At 35.7% G+C, this 17,446-nt stretch carries 14 protein-coding genes; all 14 read left to right on the forward strand.

Annotated elements, in window-relative coordinates:
• A partial coding sequence (locus Hs30E_RS11570) for a transposase family protein (RefSeq protein WP_371864148.1) occupies positions 1-179 on the forward strand: 179 nt, incomplete at its 5' end.
• A 15-nt stretch (positions 180-194) separates the two neighbouring features.
• Positions 195-1,070: a glycosyltransferase gene (locus Hs30E_RS07775; RefSeq protein WP_228462022.1), complete on the forward strand. Its 876-nt coding sequence runs from the start codon at positions 195-197 to the stop codon at positions 1,068-1,070.
• A 68-nt stretch (positions 1,071-1,138) separates the two neighbouring features.
• Positions 1,139-1,366 carry a hypothetical protein gene (locus Hs30E_RS07780; protein ID WP_172209385.1) on the forward strand — a complete coding sequence of 76 codons (228 nt, stop codon included), beginning with the start codon at positions 1,139-1,141 and terminating at the stop codon, positions 1,364-1,366.
• Between the two features lie 102 nt (positions 1,367-1,468).
• On the forward strand, positions 1,469-2,791 hold the full coding sequence (locus tag Hs30E_RS07785; RefSeq protein ID WP_172209387.1) for a glycosyltransferase: 1,323 nt from the start codon (positions 1,469-1,471) through the stop codon (positions 2,789-2,791).
• A gap of 27 nt (positions 2,792-2,818) precedes the next feature.
• Positions 2,819-4,522 carry an XcbB/CpsF family capsular polysaccharide biosynthesis protein gene (locus Hs30E_RS07790; RefSeq protein ID WP_172209389.1) on the forward strand — a complete coding sequence of 568 codons (1,704 nt, stop codon included), beginning with the start codon at positions 2,819-2,821 and terminating at the stop codon, positions 4,520-4,522.
• 8 nt (positions 4,523-4,530) lie between these two features.
• Positions 4,531-5,844 carry a glycosyltransferase family 8 protein gene (locus Hs30E_RS07795; protein ID WP_172209391.1) on the forward strand — a complete coding sequence of 438 codons (1,314 nt, stop codon included), beginning with the start codon at positions 4,531-4,533 and terminating at the stop codon, positions 5,842-5,844.
• Between the two features lie 6 nt (positions 5,845-5,850).
• Positions 5,851-7,185 (forward strand): XcbB/CpsF family capsular polysaccharide biosynthesis protein, encoded by a 1,335-nt coding sequence (locus tag Hs30E_RS07800; RefSeq protein ID WP_172209393.1) that lies wholly within the window; start codon positions 5,851-5,853, stop codon positions 7,183-7,185.
• 99 nt (positions 7,186-7,284) lie between these two features.
• Positions 7,285-9,051 (forward strand): XcbB/CpsF family capsular polysaccharide biosynthesis protein, encoded by a 1,767-nt coding sequence (locus Hs30E_RS07805; RefSeq protein WP_172209395.1) that lies wholly within the window; start codon positions 7,285-7,287, stop codon positions 9,049-9,051.
• Positions 9,052-9,076: 25 nt separating this feature from the next.
• A complete protein-coding gene (locus Hs30E_RS07810; protein WP_172209396.1) occupies positions 9,077-10,393 on the forward strand; it encodes an XcbB/CpsF family capsular polysaccharide biosynthesis protein in 1,317 nt (438 codons plus the stop codon).
• Positions 10,394-10,416: 23 nt separating this feature from the next.
• Positions 10,417-11,727 (forward strand): XcbB/CpsF family capsular polysaccharide biosynthesis protein, encoded by a 1,311-nt coding sequence (locus Hs30E_RS07815; protein WP_172209397.1) that lies wholly within the window; start codon positions 10,417-10,419, stop codon positions 11,725-11,727.
• A 12-nt stretch (positions 11,728-11,739) separates the two neighbouring features.
• Positions 11,740-13,053 carry a glycosyltransferase gene (locus Hs30E_RS07820; protein WP_172209398.1) on the forward strand — a complete coding sequence of 438 codons (1,314 nt, stop codon included), beginning with the start codon at positions 11,740-11,742 and terminating at the stop codon, positions 13,051-13,053.
• Positions 13,054-13,060: 7 nt separating this feature from the next.
• On the forward strand, positions 13,061-14,353 hold the full coding sequence (locus Hs30E_RS07825; RefSeq protein WP_172209399.1) for a glycosyltransferase: 1,293 nt from the start codon (positions 13,061-13,063) through the stop codon (positions 14,351-14,353).
• A gap of 2 nt (positions 14,354-14,355) precedes the next feature.
• Positions 14,356-15,630: a glycosyltransferase family 8 protein gene (locus Hs30E_RS07830; RefSeq protein WP_172209400.1), complete on the forward strand. Its 1,275-nt coding sequence runs from the start codon at positions 14,356-14,358 to the stop codon at positions 15,628-15,630.
• 3 nt (positions 15,631-15,633) lie between these two features.
• Positions 15,634-17,076 carry a discoidin domain-containing protein gene (locus Hs30E_RS07835; protein ID WP_172209401.1) on the forward strand — a complete coding sequence of 481 codons (1,443 nt, stop codon included), beginning with the start codon at positions 15,634-15,636 and terminating at the stop codon, positions 17,074-17,076.
• Positions 17,077-17,446 lie beyond the last annotated feature (370 nt).

The following is a 17,446-nucleotide window of genomic DNA, read 5'->3' on the forward strand; positions in this document are numbered from 1 at the left end:
CTTTAACTTCCGAGGATAAGAAAGAGAATCGACGTATTTCAAGGGAAAGAATTTTGATTGAGAATATCAATGCTAAAATCAAAACCTTTAAGTGTATGGCTCAGAAATATCGTAATCGAAGAAAGAGGCACTTACTTCGGGCGTCCTTAATTTGTGGTATTATCAATTTCGAAATTTAATTTCGGGAGAAGTCTATTGAAGAAAAATATGTGTCAGATATGCAGAAAATTGCGACTTATTATGGTCAAAAAGTTGTTTATGTTAAAATTGATGAAAATGAATTTGATTATTTAAAAGATGCCAATGTTGTTCTGGAGCGTTTTCCAGTGCAGACTTATTATTCGTTTTTGGCTAGGAAATATTTGCCTGAAACGGTTGAGCGTGCTATGTACTTTGATTTTGACGTTATTTTCTTGGATACGATTGAAGCTGTTTATTTTCAAGCGTTTGAGGGCAACTATTTTATCGGTGTCAAGGAAGTTTATCCCAAGGCAGTTGCCGATTTAACTGAAGAAGAGTTACGTTTAGGTAAGTTGGTTAATGGCGGGACAATCATCATGAATATTGCTGAATTACGGAAAAATAAGGTTGATTCTAACTATTTTAAACCTTTTGTTGACAGGTTAAAGCAATTGCCAACAGTCAATTTTCATGGTGAAGCATTAACATTTTATTCTGATCAAGGTTTACTCGCTTACGTTTTTCGTGATAAGGTAAAAGTGATGTCAGAAGGTCAAATTTTTAATAATTTTTCAAAATTACAACCGACTGGTCAGGAGGTAATTGTCCATTTTTACGGTCAACCAAAATATCACAATTCGGAAATTTCAGCCATTTTTTCAAATTATGAAACGCGTTGGCTCTACACTTTTCATCGTTATAAGCTAAAAGCGCAAATTATTTTAGGAAAAGTGGATGCGCTAGCTGTTTTTGCCTATTTTGATCAAAATTTAACGAAAGCCATTCAGTACAGTGATTTTAGTTTGATGGAAAATTATAGCATTGCTTTTCCTTGGCGACGTGTCCCGTCAGATGAGATGTTTTCATTTGAGTTGACACATGAGGAGTAAGTAACAGGACGGATCAGGATTGATTTTTCAAAATTATTTGCTAAAGCGCCACTCAATATCAGGTTACGTTGACAGTCAGGACGTCAAATGCGATTGAAAATTTTGGCTTAATCGGCTTTTTCGGCACCAAAGTGAGACGTTTGGCTGAGAAAAATCTAGTAGCAGACGAAGTGACAGAAATTTCAGCCGTCATCAATCTAGCGGCACTTCCTTATGAAGCGCTTGGTATTTCGTCATATAATGTGCCGTTGAGGACACGGGTTGATATTGTTGATATGACGATTAACAAAATTTAATTAAATGAAGTAGGTTTGCGACAAATATTTTTTTGTCAGCCTATTTTTTGGTATAATAATAAAGTAGAGAACTTGTCATATAATAGAGAATAAAGGAAGATAATGTCAATTAAAAAACAACTTAACATCATCGGTAAGGGCGATAGTGGTTACTTTTCACAAGCGCCGACTTTTCTGACAAATTTTTTTGAATTACATCAAGCATATGATGTCACATTTTATGCTTTTTCGGATTTTATTGCCGAAAATTATTTGAACGATATGCAGAAAATTGCCGATTTTTATGGGCAAAAAGTCGTCTATATTCAGATTGATAAAAATGAGTTTGACTATCTGAAAAATTATGATGTGGCGCCGATGTTTGAGATTTGGCCAATTCAGGTTTATTATCCACTTTTGGCGGGAAAATATTTGCCTGAAACAGTTGATCGTGCCATGAGTTTTGACTTTGATATTACTTTTTTTGGCGATATTTCAGATGTCTATTTTGAGGATTTTGAAGACAATTATATCATTGGCGCAAGTGAAGTTGTTGGGCGTGTGGCTAACACTATTTCAGAAGATGAGATGCGTCAAGGCAAGTTGATAAATGGTGGCGCGATTATTTTAAATGTTGAAAAATTGCGTGCAGACAAAATTGACGGCGACTATTATCATCAGTATGTTGAGAAGGCAAGTCAGCTTGAGCCGTTTTATTTTGCGGGGCATATGGTTTCCTTTTACTCGGAACAGGGGCTTGAAGCCTATGCTTTTGCCAATCAAATTAAGGTTTTGAGTGATGATCGCATTTTACTGATGTTTCATTTGCCAGACTCTCGGCATTATTCGCCGATTGTTCATCTGCTTGCACCTGAATATCGGTCACATAAGGCTGAATTGCAAGATATTTTCACATCAGCTGACTTTAAATATATCTACAACTATCAAAGATACCGTATCATGTCTGTGATGATTTTGCAAAATTTATCAGCTGAAGAAGTTTTTGATCTTTTCGATACAGAAATCACTAAAGGCTTGAAACATATGGCATTTATTCTTACGCCACAATGGTATCAAGAGTTTTGGAAACGCGTGCCATCGGACTATTTAACGACTTATGTGGCAACTAATATTGATAATATTGGTCGGATTAATTTTAGGTTTTCAACATCATTTCGTCCGGAACCAGCGGCATATAGCGTGAAAATGACGGTTAAATCATCGCAAGAGATTGAAAAATTTGGCTTGGTCGGTTTTTATTATGAAAGTCGCTCGCAAAAAGCGCTACGCTTGGCAGAAAAGGTCGTCAAAAAAGATGAACCGACAGCGTTTCAAGCGACGATTGATTTTGCTACGAGAAATTTTAGTGGCATTGGTTTTTCAAATTATACCGTGCCACTTGGCACACGGTTGGATATTGTTGAGATTTCAATTGAAAAATTGTAGTTTAAATTAGGATTGAAAGGACTTGAGATGAAAGAAGAATTTTGGGAGAGTTTTTCTCCAGATTTTGGCGATTTATCAACTTTTAAGCCGATTTATCAAGAAAATAATCAGAAACTTAAAGAATATGCTAGACAAGGTTACACAATTGACGGTTATGAAAATGGCAGTTATCATTTTGTAAAACTTGAAGCGCTTGATTTTGGTCATCAAAAAAAAGGGCGGTTGCAATACAAAATAACATCTTCAACGAATAATTTTCAATATTTTCCTAACAAATTGGTAGTACTTTTTCCATATCAGGATTCGACAATAACCACTTCTGCCTCTCATCGGATGTTTCTTAATGGAGAGGTTTTTCCAGGACTTGAACAGTCTGTGCCTAGAAATACCTATATTTTAACGCTTGCAGATGTCAATTGTATCACAGGTTCTTTCTTTTTAAATACCGAAAGTTATCCGGATTATATTGCTGAAGTTCAAACGTTGATCAAGGAAGTTTGCGAAAATCTTGGTGTTATAAAAGAAAACGTTGTCTTAATAGGTTCAAGTCGTGGCGGTGTAGGGGCACTTTTGCATGCACTTGTAGGGGATTATGCTGCAGTTGTCAATGATCCTGCGATTTCATTGATTTATGCGCATAATAATGATGAGTATTTCTTAGGAGATATGATTTCTGATGATTTGACAGAAAGCCTTGTGCCTTATTTTAGACATGATAGTGTTGAAAAAAAGATAACAATTATCTCGTCAGATACAAGTAAAATTTTTTGGTCTTATCTGCAAAAACTGCAGGATAGCCGTATTAAAATAATTAATGTAGATATTAAGCATCGGCATAAAAATGGTTTTTCACATCATTCGACAATTACTGGTGGGATGATTCCCTATTATCTATCACAAGTTAATGAACAGTTGCTGAAAAATGATCTAGCGATTGTTGAGCCACCTACTGAAAATTTACCAGTAGAGCGATTTGATATTGGTATGCCGATGGTTAATCGGTGGTTTGATATTGTCTATCAAAATGATGTTTTGACTTTAACTAGAACAGCTGTTGTTTCTCAGGGTGATCAGTTTAATTTTATCTTAAAAAAAGCTTTTCAAATGGGACAAGAGTATGAGATTGAAGTTGATATAATAACGGAAAAACCAGTCCACTTTATCGCCTCAAATGCTTTGAACCATGGACAAGGATTTGTAGCTGAACAGACGACAAAGAAAATTATTTTTAACTCGAATAATTGTTGGGCATTAGTTGGGATTAGTCCTGAGACAATTGAAACAGGTCAGAAAATAGTGATCAAGCAGTTTAAAATACGTCAAATCAGCGATGCTGATAAATTTGATTTCTCTATACCTCATGTCAATCAACGGCATTTTTGGAAACAAATGGCGACTGAATTTTTAGCCAGTTATCTTTATTATCGTGAGGGAAGTCCAGCACGTTTGAATTTTGCCTTCTCTTCTCGTTTTTCTCATGAAAAGGCAAGATATAGCGTTACGCTGACGGTTCAAGTCTCAAATGATGTTGAAAAGTTTGGACTTCTGGGCTTTGCAAGTAACCGAGTGAGCAGATTGTCCGAAAAAGATATTAGAAAAGATGAGCTTGCAACTTTGTCAATGATTATTGATTTTAGAAAAAGAGATTGGACAGGGATTGGTATTTCTTCGCAGGGTGTTGCGCTGAATACTAAAATTGATATTGTTGAGATTTCAATCACCAAATTATAAGGAAAAATATGCAAACAAAACAAAAAATCAATCTTATTTCAAACGGAGATAGTGGCTATTTTGCCTTTGCGCCTGCTTTTTTGACCAATTTTTTCGAGTTGCATAAGGCGTTTGAGGTCACTTTTTATGCTTTTTCTGATTTTATTGATGAAAAATATGTTTTAGATATGCAGAAAATTGCCGATTTTTATGGGCAAAAAGTTGTCTATGTGCAGATTGATAAAAATGAATTTGACTATCTTAAAGAGGCGAGTGTTTGGTTGGAGCGTTTTCCAATTCAGATTTATTATTCGTTTTTGGCTGGGAAATATTTGCCTGAAACAGTTGAGCGTGCCATGTATTTTGATTTGGACATCATTTTCTTGGATATGATTGCTGATGTTTATTTTCAAGCGTTTGAAGGCAATTATTTCATCGGTGTTTCTGAAGGTAAACCACGAGCTGCCAAGGACTTGACGATTGATGAATTGCGTTTGGGGCGCTTGATAAATGCTGGTGTTGTGATTATGGATGTTGCGGCACTTCGCAAACAGAAAGTTGATGCTGCTTATTTCCGACCATTTGTCGACGAGCTAAAACAGTTACCGATTGCTGATTATTATGGTTATAATCTGACTTTCTTTTCTGATCAAGGTTTAATGGCATACGTTTTTCGTGACAAGATTAAAGTTGTCGCAGCTGGGCGTATTTTGAATACGATTATGAACACGCCACCGACTGGTAATGAGGCGATTATTCATTTTAATGGTTATACAAAATACCATCAGTCCGACTTATCAGCCATTTTTTCAAATCAAGAAACGAACTGGATTTTTACCTATAATCGTTATAAGTTGAAGGCACAGGTAATTCTTGGTCAACTTGATGCCATGGCACTTTTGACTGATGTAACTGAAAACTTAAACAAGGCTATCAAGAATCAAGACTTTAGTTTATTAGAAACATACAGCGGGTCACATCCTTGGCAACGTATCGCGTCTGACTTCTTGTTTTCGTTTAAACTGGCAGTTTACGACCCAGAACCGACACCAGGGCGGATTCGGATACCATTTTCAAAATTTTTCAATAAAGCCTCGACTTCTTACCAAGTTAAGGTGACAATCAAATCGTCAGAAGATGCTGAAAATTTTGGCTTGATTGCCTTTTTCGCAGGGAAAGTCAAACGGCTTGCAGAAGTAAATGTGAAACGAGATGAACCAATAGAAATTTCAGCGATTCTTGATATGACTCGTTTTGATTATGATGCAATTGGTATCTCGTCGTATGGTTTGCCGTTTGGGACACGGATTGATATTGTTGATTTGTTGATTGAAAGGGTATGATAGAGCGTGTTAGAAAATTTTGTTGAGAGGACTGAGCCAGAATTTTGGGAGGCATTCTCTCCTGATTATCAAGGTTTAGCTACTTTTAAAAACGATAGGGAAAATAACCAAAAAATTAAGGCTTACGCTAAGGCGGGTTATACGCTTGATGGCTACGAAAATGGCAACTATCGTTTTGTTAAGCTGGAGAATTTAGATTTTGGGTATCAAAAAAGTGGGAAACTTCAGTACAGAATAACATCATCTGAAAATGATTTTCAATATTTTCAAAGTAAGCTCCTAGTACAGTTTCCACATGCTTCATTTGACAATCTTTCGGCAGCCAATCGTTTATTTATTGACGGCGAGGCTTTACCGACGCTTGAAAAATCAATTCCAAGAAATACTTATGTGTTACGGATTGCTGATACGAATATGATTTCAGGTTCTTTCTTTTTGAATACAGAAAATTATCCAACTTATGTTCAGGAAGTTCAAGAGTTGATTCAAGAAGTTCAAGAAAAATTAGGTGTGGCAAAAGATAATGTTGTTTTAATAGGCTCAAGTCGTGGTGGCGTTGGTGCGATTTTACATGCACTTGCTGGCGACTATAACGCAGTAGTCAATGACCCAGCCCTCTCACTTGCCTATGGGCATAATGCAGATGAGTATTTATTAGCAGATGTGATGGCAGATAATTTGACAGATGCTCTAGTCCCCTATTTTAAAAAAGAAAATTCTAATAAAAAGATAACGATTATCTCATCGTCAACAAGTAAACTTTTTTGGCCTTATCTTCAAGCCTTGACAGATAAGCGGATTCAGATAATTGATTTGGATATGAAACATGCTAAAAATAATGGCATCGTACGTCATGGTGCGATTACAGAGGGCAATATTCCATTTTACCTTTCTTTGATAAATGAGCGTTTGACGCGAAATGATTGGCGCTTTGTTGTCCCAAATGATGAGGTCTTACCCTCAAATCGTTTTGATATTCGGATGCCGATGCCTAATCGTTGGTTTGATGTAACTTATTTTGAGAATCAATTAATTTTGACACGGACAAGTGATCAGAGTCCAGATGGGCATCTTAATTTTGTTTTGAATACGGCATTTCAAGGTGGTGGTCAGTATGAAATGGACATACAGCTCAATCAGCAAATTGAACTTCTGGCATCAAATGCTATAATTGTTACTCAAGTGATTGATTTTGAACGAAACGAAGAAAATAACATCAGAACCATTTTTAAACCGCATTCTTTTTGGTCAATGATTAGTATTAGTGCGATGGCAGTTGCAAGTGGTGATAAAATCGTGATTGATAAATTTAAAATCAAAAATTTAGATGCTGATACTTAAAAGCGCGATATGATTACGAGCTAGTTTTCGCCAAATTTAGCTAATGGTTGTGCATGAAATAATTTAGAGTTGTCAAGTGAGAGGATAGAAGTAGGCAAAATGACTAAAATAGAATTTTTTGAAAAATTTGAAGATGATGTGAAATCAGTTCAGACTTTTTCACGTCATAATAATTTTGATAATTATACCAAGGCAAAAAATTATGCTAGACAGGGGTATACACTTGATGGCTACAACGAAGAAACTGGCGAGTATCGCTTTGTCAAGCTTGAGAATCTGGAATTAGGTCTTGAAAAAGAGGGGCGACTGCATTATGCAATTACGCCGCCAAATTATTGGGAGCCAGTTTATGAGCTAAAGTTATTGGTCATGTTTCCTTATTTTTATCAGCTCAAAGATAGTGCGACAAGTGCGCGTGAGCGTTATTTTGGCAATGGGAGTATTTTTCCGAATCTTAAAAATTCAGTGTCGCGAAATACTTATATCCTAGAAATTGCTGATAGTAATCTGATGTCTGGTTCATTTTTTATGAATACGCCGACTTATCCAGACTACATTTCTGATGTTCAAAAATTGATTGAAAAAGTTTACACAGACTTAGGGGTTGAGAGGGAACGTGTTGTTCTTTGTGGCTCTAGTCGTGGTGGGACGGCAGCGCTGATTCATGCGCTGATTGGTGGTTATCCCGCTGTTTGTAATGAGCCATTGCTTTCTATCGCTTATGAATATAACAATGATTTTTTCTTGGTTAGAGACGATATTCCGTTTGATTTGACTGACTATGTACGCAGTCTTTTTGAGCAAAATCCGTCGGATAAGCCAATCACGCTCTTGTCAAGTTCTAATAACGCCATGACTTGGTCAACTTATCATGGTTTAGATAATCCGCGACTTAAACTGATTGATATTCGGATGAATTTAGACGGTTTAGCTGGCAATCAAAAACATCAAAAATTGACAGTACGTGACAATCCATATTTCTATGCCAATATGAACAAGGCTTTGGAAAGTTTTAATGCAACTTATGTGACAGTCAAATCTGAGCAGTTATCACAAGAAAATTTTGTCTTTTCGATGCCGATGTCAACACCTCATTTTGACTTTAATAAAGAAAAAGAGGCGTTAGTCATCGCATGTTTGCCGTCAGAAACGCAAGGTACAGATGCTGGTTTTGTGTTGAGAGAGCCTTTCCTTGAACAGGTGACTTATGAGATCGAAGTGTCCGTTGATACGAATCAAGCACTTAAATTTGAGTTAAACAATCAACTTGGCGCATCTGAAACGCTAGCTTTTGAAGTTGTGGCACAAGTCGGCAATAGCTATATCCAAAAAGCAAAAATTCGCCCATTTGCCAACTGGTTTTTCTTAACGCTTTCAAGTAATGATTTTGAAGTCGGTCAAAAACTAATCATGAATCACTTTAAAATTGTCGAAAAAGATGAAACGCAGCAAAGTTCTAGTGAGAATTTTGACTTTGAACGACCAGTTACTGGCGCAGCTTGGGAGGTTGTCCCGTCAGATAGTCTGATAAGTTATCTTTTAAAGGATGATTCTGCCAATCACAGATTACATTTTGAGCTTTCAGAATCGATAAAAAAACAGAAATCACAATTTGAAGTGTCATTATCTGTCAAATCATCTGCTGACGTGACAGATTTCGGTTTGCTTAGATTTAATGGGGTAAGTGTTAAACGAAGTACGCAACAAAATCTGATTGCAGGCGAAGTGGTAACGATGACAATGGTCATCAACTTAGCTGCTTTACCTGCAACAGCGATTGGTATCTCTTCCTATAATGTGCCGATAGGAACACAGATTGATATTGTTGATGTGTCAATCAGATTGTTAGAAGGTTATGCGAGATAGTTGAAATAATAAAAAGGAACGATAGATGGAAAAAGTATTATTTGAAAAATTTGACAATACAGATCAGATGCGAACTTTTTATCAAAAAAATCCTAAAAATCATGCCAGATTAAAAGAGCTGACTGAAAAAGGCTATACAGTAGATGGTTTCGTTGAAGCAACACAAGAATTTCGATTTGTTCCGATTTCGGATATTTCGACTGATATGAGCTACTTTGATGGTGTTTATTATGTCCTTGAAATGCCAGTTCATATGAAAGATTATCTGCCAAATAATTTGATTGTGATGTTTATGGCGCATGCTGCGGGTTCTTCTAGGATTAAAGCAATTGAACGATATAGTGGTGTTACTAACTTTCAATCTCTAGGTAAGCAGTTGCCAGCAAATACTTATATTTTAAGAATCGCTGATTCAAATCTAGTGGCGGGGTCTTTTTATGCAGATACACGAAATTTTCCAGATTATACAGCAACTGTTCAAAAATTGATTACTAAAATTCGTGATGCGCATGAAATTGCACATGAACGAACTGAAATGATTGGTACCAGTCGTGGTGGCACTGGCGCTCTAATCCATGGTGTGCTTGGTGGCTACGAAACTGTTGCAGTTGATCCGATTATTAATGTGGGTTATGTTGATGATGGTATGAAAGGTGGTTGGCAGTTATTTGATTTTTTGCCTGAAAATTTAGCACCCTATATCAATTCATTGGTTACGCCAACTAAGCAAAAAATTAAAATTTTGACTTCTGAGGTCTTGTCGTGGACTTACGGTAGTTTTTCAGAATTAGCGCTACCGAATCTTGAAATTTTGGGAAGTAGCTTATCTCTGCCATTTTCAAATGATATTACGCGGCATGGTGCCTTTATTGAAGATACTGTGACGCATTTTGTCTCGCTAATCAATTCCTATTTTTATAGTTTGACAACGATTAAAATGCCTAGAGAATTGCCAACGCATTTAAACGAGAATTTTGATATATTTCTACCTCTACCAACAGCTGATATAGCCGTCAAAGAAACTGAAAATAAACTTCAAATTTATCAAGAGTCGACTGCTTTTAGTCGCTTGGTACTTAAATTAAAGCAACCTTTGCGAGTTGGTGTGACTTATGAGATGGTAATTGAGAGTGATGCCCCTGAGTTGCAGTTCTATTTACAATATTTTAGTCCATTTTTCCAGAAACCTCGGGTTAGTCACTCGGAAACTAAGGAGGGCTTGACGACACAGCGTTACTATTTTGAAGCACAACGTGATTTTATTTATGCAGGTGTCAGTTCATTCTCTATACCAAGAAATAAATTAGTCACAATAAAATCTTTTAAAATACGGGAAATTTGAAAAAATGAAAGTCAGGAGGACAGATGATAAAAGAAAAATTTGATAATACAAATGGTATAGAAACTTTCTATGAAAAAAATCCAGTCAATCATGCCAAGTTAAAGAGCTATGTTAAAAATGGCTACACGCTTGATGGCTTTGATGAAGCAACAAAAGAATTTATTTTTGTGCCAATTTCTGATATAAAGACAGATTTTGAATGTTTTGAAGGCATTTATTATCAACTAGAGACACCTTATCAAAGTTTTGAGGTTCTGCCGAATAATTTAATTGTTCATTTTTTTCAACATGATAGTCAAGAAGAGATGTCAGCAATGTTGCGTTATAGTAGTGCTAATGGCAATTTCCAGTCTTTAGGGAAACAAATTGTTGCCAATACCTATATTTTGCGAATTGCAGATGTTAATTTAGTTTCAGGATCATTTTATGCGGATACCGAAACTTTTCCAGATTATACGCAAAAAGTTCAAAAATTAATTCAGAAAATTCGCGAAACTTATAATGTTTCGCATGATAGAACACTTATGAGTGGTTCTAGTCGCGGGGCAACGGGTGCGATAATCCATGGCGCACTTGGTGGCTATGAAACATTAGCAGTTGACCCAATTTTAAATGTCAAGTACGTTCCTGAGCATTTAAAAGTAAGATATTTATTGTTTGATTTTATACCAGATGATTTGTCACAATATATCAGTTCACTAGCGATTGCAACATCTCAGAAAATAAGAATTTTGACTTCTAGTGGTTCGGGGTGGACCTATGGCAGTTTGTCAGAATTAAATTTACCCAATTTAGAAATTCTTGATATTGCTGTGCCACTTCCGCATAGGGAAGACACAGCCCGTCATGCTGGTTTTATCAATAGAATTTTGAGCTATCATGTTGCCTTAATCAATAGTTATTTTTATGAGAAGTGGACAAGCAAAATAGACCGAAGTCATGTTGAACGATTAAATAACGATTTCGATATTTTTCTCCCTAATGCAACAGGTGAAATTGAGGTCAAAAAAGTAGGCAATTATCTTCAAATTTATCAAGAAAGTGACGTTTTTAATCGCCTATCTTTTAAATTAAAAACGCCATTAGAAGCTGGAAAAGATTATGAGCTGCTGATTGAAAGTAATGCACCAGAATTACAATTTTATTTGCCAGAATTTAACCCATTTTTCCAGAAGCCATCATCAATTATTGTCACAACGGATGGCGATTTTGTGACGCAACGTTATCAATTTAGAGCCAAGCGTGATTTTATTTATGTAGGTGTCAGTTCATTTTCTATACCAAGAAATAAATTAGTCACAATAAAGTCGTTTAAAATACGGGAAATTAAATAAGGGAGCTTGAAGATGTCAGAAAAAATCAATATCGTTTCAAGTGGTAATAGTGGCTATTTTGCCCTTGCACCGACATTCTTGACTAATTTTTTCGAAAAACATAAAAATTTTGATGTGACGTTTTATGCTTTTTCAGATTTTATTGAAGAAAAGTATCTGAGAGATATGCAAAAAATTGCGGATTACTACGGTCAAACGTTTAAATTTGTTGAAATTGCCAAAGATGAGTTTGCTTATATGTCTGATTATCCGAATGCTATCATGATGCAGAATTGGCCAATTCAGAGTTATTACCTATTACTTGCGGGCAAATATCTTCCTAATAATGTTGAGCGTGCGATGTTCTTTGATTTTGATGTGACTTTTTTTGATGCAATTGATGATGTCTATTTTACGGATTTTGAGGACAACTATTTTATTGGTGTTCGAGATTTAATTTCTTATCGAAATGATGCTATTTTGACAGATGAGGAAATGCGTATGGGACATCATATCAATACGGGGGCGGTTATTCTTAATATTGAAAAAATGCGGATAAATCAAATAGATGCTCAGTATTTTAAACTATTTGTAGAAGAATTAGTTGCTTTACCACCTGTCATGTTTGGTAGCCATGGGATTGCTTTTTTTGCAGATCAAGGTTTGCTATCTTATGTTTTTAGACAACAAATCAAAACCTTGAAACCAGGTCGTATTTTCCACATGGTACAAATGCCAGAGAAAAATCAAGCAGCGATTGTTCATTTGCTTGATCCGTTTCATAAGTCCTATAAAGCAGAACTTCAAGATATTTTCAGTGCTGATGATTATGCGTATATTTATAACTATCAGCGTTATAAACTTAAATCTCAGCTGATTCTTGGGAATTTGAGTGCAGTAGAAGTTTTTGAGCTTTTTGACAAACCGATTCGGCAAGGGATTCAGCATATGGACTTTGTTTTAGCGCCCTATAATTTTAATTTGCCAGGTTGGAAACGCTTGGAGAGTGAGTATTTAACGACTTATAGGTTACAACAGGAGGGGATTCGTCGTCTGTGTTTCCGCCTTTCCAAACATTTTAAAAAAGAACAAGTAGCTTATCGTATCAACTTGTCAGTTAAATCGTCAGAAGATGTGGCTAATTTTGGTCTTGTTGGTTTCTTGACAAATGGAAAAGTGACACGACTTTCAGAGCTTGCTTTAAAAAGAGATAACATCCAAACGCTAAGCGCAGAAGTTGATTTTGGTCGACAAGACTTGTTTGGTGTCGGTATCTCATCTCACAGCGTGCCACTTGGGACAAAAATTGATATTGTTGCAATTTCGATAGAGAAAATGATTAGGTAAATTGAAAATGAAAGAAGAAATAAATTTAATTATTACAGGTAATTCTGATTATTTTGCGTTAGCACCCGCCTTTTTCACTAATTTTTGTGACTATCACAAAGATTATGCGGTGACTTTGTATGTTTTTTGTGATGAACTAGCGCCAAAATATTTGTCAGATTTGGCGAAAATTGCTGATTTTTATCATCAAAATGTTGTTAATATCAAAATTGGCAGTCATGAATTTGAGTTTTTGAAAAATTATCGTGTTGGGCTTGACATGTGGCCCAAACAGTCTTATTATTACCTGTTGGCTGGCAAATATTTACCAGATGAAACAATAACTCGCGCTTTATATTGTGATTTGGATATTAGTTTTTTTGCTGATAGTTATAATCTTTATATGACGGACTTTTCTGATAAATGGTTTGTTGCGCAAACTGAAGCAGGCAGTCTACCACTTGAGACGATAACGGATGAACAAAAACGTCGTGGTTCAGTTGCTAATTCAGGTGTTTTGTTATTAAATCTGACGGCTTTACGTGAGCATAATATCAATGGGACTTATTTTGAAAATCAGCTCAGTCAACTTAGCGAGACAAAAGTGACCTATCGTGGTCAGGAACTCGACTTTTTCGCAGATCAAGGCTTATTTTCATATGTATTTGCGAATCAAATCAAATTTTTTAATACAGATTTGATTCGCCATGAACCGCCCTATAACAATGCCCAAATCGCACATTTTAGCGCAGCTGGGAAAAAGATGATGCAAGGTAAAATAGCGGATATTTTGACAAATGAGGATAGAAGATACATTTATCAAGTTGAACGTTATAAAATTTTGTCGGCTATTATCTTAGAAAAAATAAATGTTGAGCAGACTTTTGAGCTATATGATAAGGGGCTTAGTGCTGCTATTTCTCATTCAGATTTCATTTTATCGCCACATAAAATGTTATATTATTGGCAACCTAAGACTACAAAGTTTTTAGGGACATATTTTTATGAGTTTGAAGGACTAGAGCGCGTTTTCTTTAGATTTTCGTCTTTCTTTTCGCCCAAGCAAAATCAGATTTATCAAATTAAATTAGTGGTCAAAGCCTCTCAGGATATACCAGATTTTGGTGTTGTTGGTTTGTATCAACAACTAACAAGGCGAGTCACACAAGGTTTTGTCAAAGCAGATGAAGTGACCGAATTGACAGCGGAAATTGATTTTAAGACGACGATTTGGGAAGGATTTGGTTTTTCAAGTCACAGTGTATCAGTGGGGACAGTGCTTGATATTATTGACATTGCGATAGAAGAAAAGGAGGATTAAAAATGGCTCAAAAAATTAATCTAGTCATTTGTGGAGATAGTCAATATTTTTCATTGGCACCCGCCTATTTTGTTAATTTTTTAAACTATCATAAAGTTCATGATGTGACTTTATATGCGCTTTGTGATGATTTATCAGAAATTTATCAAGAAGATCTGAGAAGAATTGCTGCCTATTTTGGTCAAGAGTTTGTTTACATTCAAATAAATGAATTGGATTTTGATTATCTTCATGATTATAAGGTGCAGATAGAGAGATTTCCAAAGCAATCTTATTATTACTTGTTAGTTGGTAAGTATCTCCCAGAAACAGTTGAAAGAGCGCTTTTCACGGATCTTGATGTTGCATTTTTTGGAGATGTAAGTGACTTTTATCAAGTCAATTTTGATGGGAATTTTTTTATTGGTAAACCAGAATACAATTATCAAGATAATACGACGATTGAAGCATATAGACAAGGTGCGCTTGTCAATACGGGAGTGATGATGTTGAATGTTGCTGCTTTAAGAAAAGCAGGCATTGATAGTGCGTATTTTTTACCGATGATTGATAATATAAAAGATGATGTACTTGTGAGAGAAGGAAAGGAGCATATCTTTTTTGCCGATCAAGGACTTTTAGCCTATGCATTTCATGATAGAGTCGGGATTTTTAATTCACCGATGTTAAAACATGGTAGACCAGATTTTAATTCTAAAATTGTCCATTTTGTTGGTTATGTGAAAACCCTTTTTAAATCGGAAATGTTTGAAAATATCTATTCAGATAATGTTGAATTTATCTACCCAATTCAATATGCTCGAATTTTTTCTCAAGTGATTACCGGTAAACTAGATAAGTTTCAGGTACTCGAATTCTTTAACCAAAGCTTTAAAAATGCCATTAGACATAGAAATTTTATCTTTACACAAGAAAAAAATTTGAATATGTGGGAACGGCTACCATCAAAATACTTAGTTTCTTATGTGCTTCATCATAATGGCGGTATTGAGCGCCTTAACTTTAGATTTTCGCCCTATTTCAGACCGATGGCAAGTCATTATCAGATTAAACTTTTAGTTCGAACTTCTGTTGCGATTCAAGGATTTGGCTTAGTAGGCTTTACTTTAGGGAGGGCAACGCGACTTACGGAGTTTAACTTGCTTGAAAATGAAGTGAAAGAACTGTCAGCTATCATTGATTTTAATGAAAAATGGACAGGTATTGGTATTTCGTCACATAATGTACCAAATGGTGCAAAGATTGATATTATAGATATTGCGATAGAAGAGGTTTAGCTTATGAAAACAGATAAATATGTTGTGGCATTTCGTACGCATTATTGGAGTGACGACATCGAAAAAATTTACAACAATCTTGTCAAGAATGTGAATTTAGAACGCTGGGACGTAATTGTTTTTGCTGATGAGACAAATGGCGAGCTTGCAACGCCTGAGTATACGACCAAAATTAGTCATACGGAAGCTGATTTGGCAAGTCTTGGTCTACCTCTGATTCCTGCTGGTCAAGCACTGTGGGCAAACGGAGATTATGCGATGTATGCTTTGAAAGAAAAAGTTGATGCACCCGCCTATGTTATTACTGAAAATGATACTTTTATCAATTCACGGACACTTTTTGAGTCAATGGCTGATTTTTATGACAATGGTGGTGACATGTTGGCGCATCATCATCGTGAAGTGCCAGCAAATGATAACCATGTGAGAAGTGGTGCTCGAGGCAATGTTTTAGACTCTCCTTTTGGCATGCTCAATGTCTGGGTTTGGGGCGCAAAACCTACAACGATTGATTTTCTTGTTCAAAAGAGACTAGAAGTTGCACAACGAAGTGATTTGTCTTTTCAGCAATGGCCTAAAGATGAGCTATTTTTAGGGACAACGGTCTTGCATCATCAGGAAATTAATTTCCTTGATATTGCAAGTCTTGACGAAGATTATGATTATCTGGCTTATCGACCTGTTTATTCAATCTTAGATGCAAGGGTTTGGCAAGGCAATAAAATTGTTCATCCTGTTGTTAGTCAATCATCTGTTTTTAGTAAATATTCCTATGAATATAACTTTTTCTTAGCACAACATCATCATGATTATAGTGAGGGCAGTAAGCTTTGGCGTTTAATGATGCTGAGTTATCTGGATAAATCCAATCAGACAATTTATAGCGGTATGATAGCGTCAGTTATCTTGTCGCCAACTCTTGAGCCAAAACCATTCGCTGATTTTTGCTTGGCGCATCAATTGACTTACGACAACCAGTTAGACTTGCAAAATAAAGCCTTTTTGAAAGAAGTGACAGGTTCTGAACCTTTTAGTTATAACCGTAGCCAGTTCCCTTATCATATCTCAATGACAGATGGTAATTATGATGTTGATAAATATCGTTTTGGTGGTTTTGCTAGTAAACGCTTGCAAGATCCGTGGATTCAAGTTGATTTAGCTGACATCACAACTATTTCTAAAATAAATCTCTATCATCGTCATCAGTATTTTGAGCGCACGAAAAATCTTGATATTGAAATCTCACTTGATGGCGAGAGCTATGAAAAAATTGCAGAGTTACGTGATATTGAGTTTACGAAAGAAGCATCAACACGAAACAAAGAAGGGCATGTTTTTGTCTTACGCAACAATTTTGATGTTAAAAAAGCACGATATGTTAAAATTACTTTGAGAACATTTGGTGGGCGACAAATCTTGAATTTAAATCAAATTGAAATTTATTAGAATTATAAATACATTTGTTTTATCGTAGAAAATTAAAAAATTTGAATGAGTCATCTAAAAACACCTTATCGAACTTTTGGGAAGTTTCGGCTCTTTGTCAAATCGTGTGGGAAACTCCTTTCCCCTATAAAGCAAGTAACTGATTAGTTGCTTGTTTTTTAATTTATTAAGGTTTTATGGCTCTTTGTCAAATCGTGTGGGAAACTCCTTTCCCCTATAAAGCAAGTAACTGATTAGTTGCTTGTTTTTTAATAGACTTCTCCCGAAATTAAATTTCGAAATTGATAATACCACAAATTAAGGACGCACGAAGTAAGTGCCTCTTTCTTCGATTACGATATTTCTGAGCCATACACTTAAAGGTTTTGAT

Origin of the sequence: Pseudolactococcus hodotermopsidis (assembly GCF_011170085.1) — a bacterium.
In the GTDB taxonomy this organism is placed as follows: domain Bacteria; phylum Bacillota; class Bacilli; order Lactobacillales; family Streptococcaceae; genus Pseudolactococcus; species Pseudolactococcus hodotermopsidis.

Coding starts and splice junctions, on each gene's coding strand:
- Hs30E_RS07820 (WP_172209398.1), top strand. CDS start 11,740: ATGTCAGAAAAAATCAATATCGTTTCAAGTGGTAATAGTGGCTATTTT.
- Hs30E_RS07835 (WP_172209401.1), top strand. CDS start 15,634: ATGAAAACAGATAAATATGTTGTGGCATTTCGTACGCATTATTGGAGT.
- Hs30E_RS07830 (WP_172209400.1), top strand. CDS start 14,356: ATGGCTCAAAAAATTAATCTAGTCATTTGTGGAGATAGTCAATATTTT.
- Hs30E_RS07795 (WP_172209391.1), top strand. CDS start 4,531: ATGCAAACAAAACAAAAAATCAATCTTATTTCAAACGGAGATAGTGGC.
- Hs30E_RS07810 (WP_172209396.1), top strand. CDS start 9,077: ATGGAAAAAGTATTATTTGAAAAATTTGACAATACAGATCAGATGCGA.
- Hs30E_RS07805 (WP_172209395.1), top strand. CDS start 7,285: ATGACTAAAATAGAATTTTTTGAAAAATTTGAAGATGATGTGAAATCA.
- Hs30E_RS07815 (WP_172209397.1), top strand. CDS start 10,417: ATGATAAAAGAAAAATTTGATAATACAAATGGTATAGAAACTTTCTAT.
- Hs30E_RS07785 (WP_172209387.1), top strand. CDS start 1,469: ATGTCAATTAAAAAACAACTTAACATCATCGGTAAGGGCGATAGTGGT.
- Hs30E_RS07790 (WP_172209389.1), top strand. CDS start 2,819: ATGAAAGAAGAATTTTGGGAGAGTTTTTCTCCAGATTTTGGCGATTTA.
- Hs30E_RS07825 (WP_172209399.1), top strand. CDS start 13,061: ATGAAAGAAGAAATAAATTTAATTATTACAGGTAATTCTGATTATTTT.